Raw genomic sequence first — 12,878 nt, 5'->3', positions numbered from 1 at the left:
AAGGGTTTTGTTTATTTTTTCAATCCTCCTTTTGCGTGTTTGTATTAATTTTATAAAAACTATTAATACATTATTGCATTTGAAATAGTTATTATATAAAGATTATCTTTGTATTACTTAGGATAATTGCTTATTTTCTAAAAATAATGTTATTTACATTGTTTTAGTATAATTAAACGGTTGATAGTTCTTTTAATGTATTTCAAATAAGTAATAAAAAAATGAAAAAAGTGATAGAGATGGTTTGTCTCTATCTTTTGGCAGTAATTTTTACATATTTTGTAACTTTTTTGTATGTTGCACTTCCTTTGTATGTGATGCTACTTTTGTAAATTCCTTTTTTGGTTAATTTGGTAATTTTAAAGGTTGCTTCTCCTTTACTATTAGTTTTAGCAGTGTAAGTTTTACCTTTAACTTTTAAATACACTTTTACTTTTTTAAGTGCTTTTTTACCATGCTTTAAAGTTATAGAATATTTTTTAACTTTAGTTTTAACTTTGAAGACTTTATTTTTAGCATATATTGTAGGAGTTACTTTCGGTTTAACAATAGTTGCTGTTGAAGTTTTGCTAACACCTTTGTAGTTATTATCGCCTGAATATGCGATTTTTATGGTATGTTTTCCCACTGCTAATTTCGGTATTGTTACTGTAGCTTCACCATTTACAATAGTTTTAGTATATTTTTTACCGTCAACAGTCACTGTTAAAGTTCCTGTTGCTGTAGCTGGTAATTTAATGGCATAAGATGCAGTTTTGCCATATTTTGGTGCAGTTACAGTTGTTATGGTGCTTGATTTAACTTCTTGTTTTGCTACTGTAATATTGGTCTGTTTAGCTGTGGATTCGTAATTTTCATCACCGCTATATGTGATATTTGCAGTTTGTAATCCTGCAGGCAATCCAGATAACTTGATGGTTGCAGATCCATTTACTAATGATGCAGTTTTTGTTGTTTCACCAATTTTAACGGTAAATGTTCCCATTGCATTTTCAGGTAATTTGAAGGTGAATGTGAATGTTAAGTTTTTGTCATTGACAATCACTAAAGCATCATCAATATTAACTGGTTTTTTAGGAAGGATTACAGTTACTGTGGCATTGGTTATTTCAACATTATTTTTACTAATTTTTATGGTGTCCTGACCATTGTTTTCAGCATTATACCGGAAACTTCCAACACCATTTTTAATGCTGATTATTGTAGGAGTAACTGGATTTAAATTGGATGAAACTTCCGCTTCATAATCATTCAATGCAACAGTTATTCCTGTATTGTTGTTTACAAATTTAACAGTGTATGTATCTGAAGAAGATAATGTGGTATTTCCTTCAATGATTATTATTGTAATGTTTTCTGGTGCAGTGAATGTTCCTCCGTTAACTCCAATTAATTCGGTGAAGTTAATATTATTGTTTCCCCAATAGTTGTTTTCTGCAATGGATTTTCCATAGAAATACACTAATTTTCCAGAGGATGATTTAATGACATTGCTGTCAAAAATTGTATTTTTGATGGAAGAAGTTTTCACTGATTCGCTTCCTCCAGTTGCAGCAGAATAAATTGCAGCACCGTTTCCAGCTTTATTTCCTTGTATTGTGCTTTTATTTACTCTTACTCCATTTTTAGAGTAGATTGCCCCACCATTTTCAAGTGCTTCATTGTTTATGAATATGTTATTTTCAATTGGTTTTTCCATTGTTCCAATAGTATTGGAGTAAATTGCTCCTCCATGTTTAGTTGCACGGTTGCTGATAAACTGGTTTCCATTTGCTGAGGTTAATTCACTGGAATATATTGCTCCGCCGGTATTTGCTTCATTATCCTTAAATGTATTGTTTGCAAATAATGTTTTTGCATTGCCGGTGTATATTGCTCCACCTGAATCTGTAGCAGTATTTTTTTCGAATGTGTTGTTAATGAATGTAGTAGGGATTATAGTGTATATGGCACCACCGCTTCTAGCTCCAATATTTTTAATAAATTTGGAGTTTGAAATTTTTGCAGTTCCTGATTCTAAGTATAATACAGTACCTTGTGCATTGTCGTCTTTAGAATCTAACACATTGTTTTCAAAAATACTATTGTTGATGGTTATTGCTCCGTTTGTATCTCCTCTTATAAGTCCATAGCTATTATATGGTGTTTTAATATAGTTGTTAGTAACATTAACTAGATTTAAGGTTAAATTGCCTTTGTTGTGTATTAATCCATTTGCATAGATTGCACTGTATTTTGAGGATTCAATCATTGAGTTTTTATCAAAAAGGGTATTTGAAATTTTTAATTCTCCATCGTTATCAATTAATCCATAACAAGTTTGAGCGCTGGTTTCAATTGTTGAATTAATAAATTTACTGTTAGCAATGTTTAAAATTCCGTTATTGTATATTGGACTGGATAAATAGGTGGTAGCTGTGGTTAATGTTTGTTTACTTGTAAATGTGACATTGTCTAAAGTTACAATTCCATTATTTTTTAAGCTAGCTTTATCTTTAACCGGATTTCCTGTAGTTGCATAATCAGTTAAAACAATAACATCTTTTAAAGTTAAATTACCAGTTTTTGTTACGCTGAATAATTTAGCTAAATTAGTGCTGTTTATTTTAAATCCATGTCCGTTAATAATTACTTGTTTATCGATGACAATTCCATTTTCTAAACCAGAATCAATAGTTGCATCAAATGAATAATCTTTAATTAAATTAATTTCATCTGTTGATTTTCTAATAATTCTATCTAATTCTTTAAATGTTCCTTTTGCATTTGCATCTTCTTTAACAGTAACTTCAAAAGTAGCTAATTCATTTGAATTAACAGAAACTTTGATGATGTCTGTAATTTCATCTAATGTTGAAGTATAATTGAATGAAGCAGATGCTCCTTTGATGGTAATATTTTCATCAGATAATTTATTGGTTGCAGTTAAGTTAACCTTGTAATCTGGCAATTTAGAAAGGTCATTTGTATCATTTGTTTTAAATCTAACAGAATATGTTTTTGTATATTCTGGAATGATTTCTGAATCTCCTTCAATTACAAGTATGGCATGATTGTTTGGTGTTTGACTATTAATTCCATTTGTAATTAAAATTTCAAATTTAGGGTTATTATTTCCCCAGTAGTTATTATTTACATTTGTCTTGTTTGAACTGTAAATCGCAGAACCTATATTTGCACCATTTTCTTCAAAAATAGAGTTTTTAACAGATATTTCTCCAATGTTTGAGTTTGATGTTTTAACATAGATAGCTCCACCATTTTCCGCAGCATTCTTTTTATAAATATCATTTTCGCTGTTTAAAATAGAATTATGATAAATATAAATTGATCCTCCATTTGTTGCGGTGTTCTCTTCAAATATGTTATTGTTTGAGTTGATTGTAGTTGCAGTTAAATATGTGCTTATTGCAGATCCGGTTTTTGCATTATTTTTAATAAATTTGGAATTGGCAATATTTAGCTCTCCGCCTTTCATACAAATAACACCAAATGCATTTGCATTAGCATTTTCTGAGATGGTTGATATATTGTTTTCTTTAAAGTTACAGTTGTTTATTGTAACAGTTTTTCCTTGAACATAAATTAAACCGTATAATACAGATATTGCATTTCCAGTTGTGTTATGTTTTACAAAGTTCTTTTCGATTTGGGTATTTTCTATTACTAATGAATTACCTGCATCATAGATTAATCCACCATTTTGACTACTCAGGGCTTTTCCAGTTGAATAAATTCCGTTATTTCTGAATATGGTATTATTTATAGATAAACTTCCTTTATTGTATATTAATCCATAAGGGTTTAAAGTTTCAGTTGTTGAAGTGTAGTTAACAAGTGAATCCTTAAAAATACTATTGTTAATGCTCATTTTTGAATTATCATCATAGTTGAATATTGCAGAAGCAATAACTGTTCCAGTGGTCCAAATTCTTTGGCTTGTAAATATGACTCCATCAAAATTGAGTTCACCTTTATTTAAAATATTCGCATTGCTTGTTGCACTGCTGGTGACTACATTGTTGGTTATTAATGTAATATTTTTTAAAGTTAATTTTCCAGCAGTTCCAATATTGAATAATCTGGCAAGATCAGTACTGTTGATAGTGTATCCGTTACCGTTAATTGTTACTTCTTTATCGATTTGAATTCCAGTTTGTAATGCGGAATCTGTAGTTTCATCAAATGTATAATCTTTTGTTAATTCAATTTCACTGTTTTTACTGATTAATTCATTTAAATCGGTAAATGTTCCGGATTGACTCATTGTGGTTGTGATAGTATATTCATTATCTTGAATATGTATTGTATCGTTACCTGGTGTATTTGAAATGTAATTATAGTGTCCGATTCCGTTTTCAATTTTAACAATTTTGGTTCCGGTTTTATCTGACCTTATTGTAATGTTGTATGTTGGTATTGCGGTCACAATCTCATCATTCAAACTAAAAGTAATATCAAACACTTTTTCTTCACCTGCAGTTACTTCTGAAGGATTGAATGTAATGTTGATGTAGTTTGTTGGTTCAGTACCTGTAATTAAATTTTTGAAATTTGGAGTATTCGTACCCCAATAATTGCTATTTAAATTAGCTGTGCCTTTATATTCAACCATTGGTTTTGAATCGGTCATTTGCAAATTGGTATTGTCAGCAATAATTGTATTGGATACATTTAGGATACTGTCAGAAGATTCACTGTAAATTATTCCTTTTAGATAGATATTCTTGGTATTTGGGAAAATTATTGAATTATTTACAATTGTACTCCTATTAATTGTTAATGTGCCTTTTTCATTAAAAATAATTCCTTCAAAATGGTTACCTGATGCTGCCACATAACTTACATTTGTATTTTTTATGGTTATATTGTCTAATGACATATTATTTTTGTTATGTAATATTGCACAGATGTCGATTGTTTTTCCCATCTTGTCGGTTGAAGGGTTGTAAAGTTTATTATTTTCAAAAATTGTATTTTTTATAGTTATTGTGTTTGTATTGTAAATTAATCCATATATTGAAAGTTGTTTTGTGGTACTTGTTATTGCATCACTGTGGATATATGAATCTTTAAATGTACAATTTTCCACATTCATTATTCCATCATTTTCAATTGTGATGTATTTGGAACCACTTGTAAATGATGATAATATGCGTCTTTCAACAGTAAATGTTACATTATTTAATATTAATGTTCCTCCATTTTTAATCATGGGGTTTGGACTAGAATATGTGTTCACAATGGTCATGTCATTTAAGGTTAATAATCCATCAGTTCCTATATCAAACAATAGATTTCCATTTGGATTTACTGTATGTCCATGTCCGTTTATTGTTACTTCTTTATTAATCTGAATTCCGTTGTTAAAACTATCTCCTGAAGAATAAACATAATCAGCTTCTAAATTGACTTCATTATTATTATTTATTTCAGTATTTAAATCTGTAAATGTTTTTTCATTTGAAGAAAGTGTGTCTGTTGATGATTCTTTTAGATTATCATTAAGGCCAATATTGTCATTACTTGCCAACATTTCCTTTGTTGAAAGGTCGGCAGTTGCGGATATTGGTCCTATTGATATGATTAGAACAAAAAAAACCATCAGTACAATTATTGATTTTTTAAGTTTCGTATTCATTTTAATTCTCCAAAAGTATTATTTTTTTAATTAATCATATTATTTAAAATAATATGATAAAAAAAATAGTTAATACACATTTAATGTTAGTTTTATTACTTATTTAAATCTTTGTAAATTATTACTTAATTATTGCTTTATTTATTCTTTTAAGGTATTTTAAAGTGTATTTTATAAATTCAATAATTATTATGGGTATATGGTTTAATATATAACTTATATTTTATTTTAAGAGCATATACGTGTTTTTGGCGCTTATTTTGGAGGGCAGTTTGTGGTGTTTTTATTACTTTTTTTTATATGTTTTGCTGTTTTTTTAAGGAGTTTTTCTAATTATGATTAAATATTTAAACTTTAAATTTTATATTATTATATAATATTGGCTATAGGTTTTTTATTCCATATTGGTCAATGTATTAATATTTAAAGCCAAGAGGTTATATTTCATGTATGTTAAAAAATTTGAGGATTTAAACAAGTCCGATATTCCAATCGCAGGCGGAAAGGGCGCAAATTTGGGTGAATTAACTCAAGCAGGTATTCCAGTACCTCCAGGTTTTGTAGTAACTGCACAAACTTACGAAAAATTCATGGTTGAAACTGGAACTAATGATAAAGTTTTAAGTATTCTTGATGAAATTGATATTAATGATACTAAAGCTCTTCAAGCCGCATCTGAAGAGATTAAAGCTATTATTAATGAAGTTCCTATTCCAGATGATATGGTTTTAGTCATCACTGAAGCTTATAATCAGCTTTGTCAAAGATTTGGTGAAGATGATGTTGAAGTGGCCATTAGATCTTCAGCTACTGCAGAAGATTTGCCTGAAGCTTCATTTGCAGGTCAACAGGACACTTATTTATATGTTTCAGGTACTGATTCAGTATTGGAATATGTAAGAAAGTGTTGGGCATCATTATTTGAAGCAAGAGCTATATTTTACAGAGAAGAAAACGATTTTGAACATTCTAAAGTTTTAATTGCAGTGGTTGTTCAAAAAATGGCTAATGCAGATAAGGCAGGGGTAATGTTTACTGTAAATCCGTCCACTGGTGAAGAAATAGCTTTAATCGAAGGATCATGGGGTCTTGGAGAAGCTGTTGTGTCTGGTGATGTAACTCCGGATAATTATCAGGTCGATAAGAAAAATAATGAAATCATCAATGCCACTGTAAGTGATAAAAAAGTCATGTATATCAATGATGAGAATGAAACCAGTGTTAAAGTTGATGTTCCTGAAGATATGAGGAATGAAAGAGTTTTATCTGATGATGAGCTCATTGAATTAACAGAAATGGGTAAAAAAATTCAAGCACATTACGGTGAACCAATGGATACTGAATGGGCATTTGAAAAAGATGTGTTATTCTTGTTACAAGCAAGACCTATCACTACCCTGGGAGATGTAACAGAAGATGGTGCTGATTCTAATTCTGAAGCTGGTGAAGTTTTAGTAAGAGGTCTTGGCGCAAGTCCTGGTATGGCATCAGGCAATGTTAAAGTTATCTTGGATGTTGACGAACTAGATAAAATTAAAGACGGCGACATCATGGTTACCACTATGACAACTCCGGATATGGTCCCTGCTATGAAAAGAGCAAGCGGAATTGTTACTGATGAAGGGGGAGTTACTTGTCATGCATCCATTATTTCCCGTGAACTTGGAATTCCATGTGTTGTAGGTACCGGTGATGCTACATCTGTTTTAGAAGAAAATGCTGGTGTAACTGTTGACGGTAAAAAAGGATTGGTATTTGAAGGAATTTCTCAAATTAAAGAAGAAGCACCTCAAGCTGTTGCTAATGTTGAAGCAGCTCCAATTATTACTGTTACTGAAGTTAAGGCTAATGTAAGTATGCCTGAAGCAGCGGCAAAAGCAGCTGCAACCGGTGCAGATGGTGTAGGTTTACTTAGAACTGAACACTTAATGTTAACTACAGGTATTCACCCTGGCAAATTCGTTGCTGATGGAAGAGAAGATGAACTAATTGACACTATTGCAGATAATGTTAAAATTGTAGCAGATGAATTCTATCCAAAACCTGTATGGTACAGAACTTTAGACGCTCCTACTGATGAATTTATCACATTAGATGGTGGAGACAACGAACCTGAAGAGCACAATCCTATGCTTGGTTGGAGGGGAATCAGAAGAGAACTTGATCAACCTGAAATTCTCAAATGTGAATTTAGAGCTATTAAAAAATTACATGAACAGGGATATACCAACATTGGAATTATGATTCCATTATCACAAAGCCCTGAAGAACTCAAACAGGCAAAAGAACTTTGTTCTGAAGTAGGATTTGAACCTCACAAAGATGTGGACTTTGGTATGATGGTTGAAATTCCGGCAGCTGCATTAACTATTGAAGATTATATTGATGTGGGAATAGACTTTGTAAGTTTAGGAACCAATGATTTGACTCAATATACTCTTGCAGTTGACAGAAACAATGAGTATGTTGCAAAGCACTATACTGAAGAACATCCTGCAGTAATGAAATTGATTGAAAGAACAATCAGAAAATGTGCTGAAGCAGGAGTTACATGCAGTATTTGTGGTCAAGCGGGCAGTGTACCTCACATTGTTGAAAAACTTGTTGAATTCGGAATTACAAGTGTATCTTCAAATACTGATGCAATTGCAGAAGTTAGAAAAACTGTTGCCAGAGCCGAACAAAAGATTATTCTCGACGCTGCACGTAAACGTTAAGAATAATTTTCTTTTTTTCTTTTTTTTTTATTTTTATTAATAATTTTAAATCAGGTCATTTTATGGATGAAAAACCGATAGATAAAGAGGATATTTTAAAAGAGTTGGAGGAGTTTCACAAATTAGACCATGACTATTCAGACGGTAGAATTCTAGGGTCAATGTGTACTGAAGCTCATCCTTTTTCAAAAGAAGTTTACTGTAACTTTTTAGATACAAATCTGGGCGATCCGGGTCTTTTTGAAGGAACAAAAATAATTGAAGATAAAGTTATAGAATCTATAGGCGAATTCTTATCTATCAAAAAGCCATACGGACATATTGTAACTGGAGGTACTGAAGCCAATATTATGGCAATAAGGGCTGCAAGAAACCATGCAAGAAAATATAAGGGAATTGTTGATGGTGAAATTATTATTCCGTCCTCTGCTCATTTTTCTTTTAAAAAAGCTGCAGACATGTTAAATTTAAAAATTGTTGAAGCAAATCTTGATGATAATTATAAAACTGATGTGGATTCTGTAAAAAATTTAATTTCGGATAAGACTGTTGCTATTGTGGCTATTGCTGGAACTACTGAATTGGGCTTGGTAGATCCTATTGGGGAAATTTCAAAGATTGCTCTTGATAATAACATATATTTCCATGTTGATGCTGCTTTTGGAGGGTTTTCAATTCCATTTTTAAGAGAAATGGGTCATGAGTTGCCTGTTTTCGATTTTTCATTACCGGGTGTTTGTTCTATCACTGTTGATCCTCATAAAATGGGATTGGCTCCAATACCTGCCGGCGGAATTCTTTTTAGAGAAAAGGAATATTTGGATGTTATGGCTATTGATTCTCCTTATTTAACTGTTAAAACTCAGTCAACTATTGTCGGAACACGCTTGGGTGCATCTTCTGCTGCCACTTATGCAATCATGAAATATTATGGAAAAAAAGGATATTGTAATTTAATTAAAAACATAATGGAAAATACCAAATTTTTCAAAGAGAATCTGGAAAAAATAGGTTATGATGTAATTTGTGAACCTGAATTAAACATTGTCGCATTTAATCATCCTGATATGAAAACCAATGAACTTGCAGATAAACTGGAAAATTTAGGTTGGAAAGTTTCTGTTGCCAAATGCCCAGTGGCCATCAGGGTTGTATTGATGAATCATTTAAAATTAAATCATTTAAAAGAATTATTAGAAGATTTAAAAGAAATATATTAACTTTCAATCTTCTTTTATGTTTTCAACATACATTAAAGGATAATTGAGCTGTTCAACAAATTCAATTCTGATTACCGCTTCAACATTTTCTAATTTTGTATATATTCTAACATCTAACATGTCTCCGGTAAGTGAGGTATAATCAAATTCGCTCATTGATTCTTCAAGTTTGTCAAATCTGATTTTAACATCAACATCTTCAATCGCAGGTTGCAGATTTAAAGATTCTTCCATACATTTCTCTAAACTATCTTTTGTATGTTTATTGACGGGAGTTCCTACAAACTGGTGGAATAAAGCGCCCATGCTAATTGCACCTTCAAATATTGCTCTTTCCCTTGTGGTTATGTTTGAAAAATACTTTTTATCCACGTCCATTAAATCCCTCCATTTAAAAATATTATTTTTTCATAAATTAATTCTGATGGAATCGGATTGATGCAGAAGTAGAACAGTATTGCTGAGATTATTAAAACAGTAGCTAATATGTATATCCTATTTTCTTTAGGATAAAAAATACCAAATATTATTCCGATTATTAAAAATCCTAATGATATTAAAATCGCATTTGATTCTTGAGGATTGTCTTTAATAATTTTAGTATTTATGTCATTTTGGCTTGTCAAATCTCCTTCAACGATTAGTCTATTTTCTGTTGAGCCGATTGGATCACAGGTTATTAGATACAATGTATTGCTTTTATTTAATGCTCCTGAATAAGTAGCGGGAACAATAGTCGTGTTTGTAACTGTGTAATTGAATTCCCCAACGCCTGGCCATTCTAATAGCATCGTATCTCCAATTGAAAGTTCATTTAATCTTAAAAACGGCGATCCTTGAAGAGTTCTATGTCCAAATAATACAATAGGGTCTGTTGGAACACTATCTCCTGGGTCGATTAAAACGCCCTGATTTAGAGATATGTTATTAATTTTTTCATTTACTCCAATATTAGGTATTGCAATAACTGGGGAGTCCATATTTCTTTCCACTACTATTTTCGATGAAAAATAATTCACTTCTCCCATTGCATATAATCCGATTATTATTATGCAAATAATAACGATTATAGTTGAAATACTCGGTTTGTTCATAGTATCACTTTTGTCAAATCTATTATTATACTTTTCTTAATTTTGGTATGTTGAACTTATTTCGTTTATCATCCAATCTGGTGCTTTTGCTGTTGGAATGGTTAAGACAATATTTTCCATATTATTTATGACATAATTTACTTTATCTTGCGGTGTTTCAATTAAAAGCATATATTGGGCGTTTAAATCCCCCAGATTTATCTGCCTTTCATAATTTGACAATTTCACTCCATAATTTTTAAGCATTTCGAATGTTTCTTCTTCATCATAACCGTTAATGATTGATCCTTTAATCAGTTCGAGCACGTCTGATGAAAACGTTTTTGTATTTTCCTTTGGATTAGTTATATTTCCTTTAACAACAGTATTTGATTTAGAATATTCTGATTCGATTTCTCCATTATCTTCATATCTCATTATGGCTAAAACAGTACATCCGCTTATATCCGGACTGGTATTATTAGGATTATAACTTTCGTTTGTTTGATTGTTGTTTGTGTAGATATCCACAATGCTGCCAACATTAACAAGCCCTGCTCCCGCCTGAAGTCTTGAAATTAAAATAGGAACAGAAACGGTGTTTGGTTCTTCGAATCTGATTTTTGATAAAACTTCTGCATTATTTTCATTTACAATTTTTATGGCTTTTGCTGTTGGCAGAATAATGTTTTTACTTTCATTGGAGTATGTGGCCATGGTTCTGTTGTATTTGTCTTGGTTTGTATAAATGGATTTCTTATGAAATGATTGCCAGTCTTTTGTTGCCGGCGACATTATGTTTATCTGATTGATTTCTTCAGGACTTTTAGCATCATTAATTTGATTTTCCAATAAAAAGGAGTTTGGGGAGGTAGTTAACGCACCTGAATATAGTTCATGCAATTCATTGAGCTTTGCTGTTTTTGCAAGTGTTAATTCTTGTTGTGCAGGTTCATAAATTAGAAAATAGTAAGATGAGGTAATCAATGTTATCAAAATCAGTGTTGTGATTATTATACCTATTTTTTTCTTTTTTTCATCCTCAGATATTTCAACAGAATTTGGGCTTAAATAAACTCCGATTTTATGATTCAATTTTTTAAGAGGGGTTAGTTCATCATTTTTCTTATTGGGTTTAGGATAATCTTTTAAAAGCTGATTCTTTAATTCTTTTGTATCAAACCCTTTTGGATTTAATGGATCTCTTGGTTTTTTATTATTCATTATTCATACTCCTAATTTTCTGAATAAATTTAGATGGATAAGTTAATTATATTGCAATATTGCTTATTTTTTAATTAAATTAACTATTAGGTAGTATAAGCAGAATAACAGTAATATTGTTGCAGGAATATTGATATTGAATAAAATAATATCAATTGGAAGAATCAATATTAGGATTAATATGCAAGATATTGCGATTATAGGTATATTGTCGAATTTCGGATATCTGATATTGCTTATCATAATTAATGAAACTATGGCGCTTAATAAAAGTGCAATATATGGGTTAAACAATCCGCTTAAGTAAAATGATCCGATAATTAAGGACATTCCGGGAATTGGAAATCCAATAAAATCCTGAGTATCGATTTTACCTGCAATTACATTATATCTTGTTAATCTTAAAATTCCGCAAATAACAATCAATAAGCTAACAAGGATTACTATTAGTTGAAAAATGCCTGGGGTGGTGTTAATACATGTGTAAATAAATATTGCTGGTGCAACTCCAAATGAAACAATATCGGACAATGAATCAATATTTTTCCCAAAACCTAATTCATCTTGCCTATTTATTTTGCGCGCTACCCAACCATCTGTTGAGTCGAATATGATTGCAATTATCATAAGAATTGCAGCTATATCAAAATTCTGATTTATTGAACAGATAATAGATAAAAATCCTGATGCCATGTTCAATAAGGATATGATATCTGATATTGCAACGAAACTTTTCATTTTTGTGTTTTCAATTTTCATATTCAAACTCTAGTATTACTTTTTATATTATTTCTTATTAATGTTATCTTTTATTTCGTATTGCTTTTAGATATATTTGTATTTAATGGTTAATAACTGTTATTTTTATCTAATTCAATTAATATGATTGGGTTTTAATTTTTCAATCATGTTGTTATAATTGTTTTTATTTTTAAATATGGGTCTGCTTTAATGCAGCTTTAAAATATTTTTTTTACCCTATATTTTTAAAATAAATTATTTT

The 12,878-nt window shown here is 30.6% G+C and carries 7 protein-coding genes; 2 read left to right on the top strand and 5 right to left on the bottom strand.

Translation table 11 applies throughout. From position 1 onward, the window contains the following. Nucleotides 1-250: 250 nt before the first annotated feature. A complete protein-coding gene (locus Q4Q16_RS04720) occupies nucleotides 251-5,641 on the bottom strand; it encodes an S-layer family protein (RefSeq protein WP_303346568.1) in 5,391 nt (1,796 codons plus the stop codon). Between the two features lie 446 nt (nucleotides 5,642-6,087). Here Q4Q16_RS04720 and ppsA point away from each other — a divergent pair, with 446 nt between their 5' ends. Then, on the top strand, nucleotides 6,088-8,358 hold the full coding sequence (gene ppsA / locus Q4Q16_RS04715) for a phosphoenolpyruvate synthase (protein WP_303346567.1): 2,271 nt from the start codon (nucleotides 6,088-6,090) through the stop codon (nucleotides 8,356-8,358). Nucleotides 8,359-8,420: 62 nt separating this feature from the next. Continuing rightward, nucleotides 8,421-9,578, top strand: coding sequence for a tyrosine decarboxylase MfnA (mfnA, locus tag Q4Q16_RS04710; RefSeq protein WP_303346566.1), 1,158 nt, complete (start codon nucleotides 8,421-8,423; stop codon nucleotides 9,576-9,578). A 3-nt stretch (nucleotides 9,579-9,581) separates the two neighbouring features. On the opposite strand, the gene Q4Q16_RS04705 is transcribed toward mfnA, so the two are convergent. The 4 genes from Q4Q16_RS04705 to Q4Q16_RS04690 form a co-directional block, all read right to left on the bottom strand. Further along, nucleotides 9,582-9,956 (bottom strand): dihydroneopterin aldolase family protein, encoded by a 375-nt coding sequence (locus Q4Q16_RS04705; protein ID WP_303346565.1) that lies wholly within the window; start codon nucleotides 9,954-9,956, stop codon nucleotides 9,582-9,584. Beyond that, complete coding sequence (locus Q4Q16_RS04700; protein ID WP_303346564.1) at nucleotides 9,956-10,672, bottom strand: sortase; 717 nt, start codon at nucleotides 10,670-10,672, stop codon at nucleotides 9,956-9,958. The genes Q4Q16_RS04705 and Q4Q16_RS04700 overlap by 1 nt, the downstream gene beginning before the upstream one ends. 36 nt (nucleotides 10,673-10,708) lie before the next feature. Next, nucleotides 10,709-11,875: a DUF515 domain-containing protein gene (locus tag Q4Q16_RS04695; protein ID WP_303346563.1), complete on the bottom strand. Its 1,167-nt coding sequence runs from the start codon at nucleotides 11,873-11,875 to the stop codon at nucleotides 10,709-10,711. Nucleotides 11,876-11,938: 63 nt separating this feature from the next. Continuing rightward, nucleotides 11,939-12,634, bottom strand: a complete 696-nt coding sequence (locus Q4Q16_RS04690) for an archaetidylserine synthase (RefSeq protein WP_303346562.1) — start codon at nucleotides 12,632-12,634, stop codon at nucleotides 11,939-11,941. Between the last annotated feature and the right edge of the window lie 244 nt (nucleotides 12,635-12,878).

Source organism: Methanobrevibacter sp. (assembly GCF_030539875.1).
GTDB lineage: Archaea > Methanobacteriota > Methanobacteria > Methanobacteriales > Methanobacteriaceae > Methanocatella.
The sequence above is the reverse complement of the archived record's forward strand: the minus strand, read 5'-3'. Positions and strand labels throughout refer to the sequence as shown.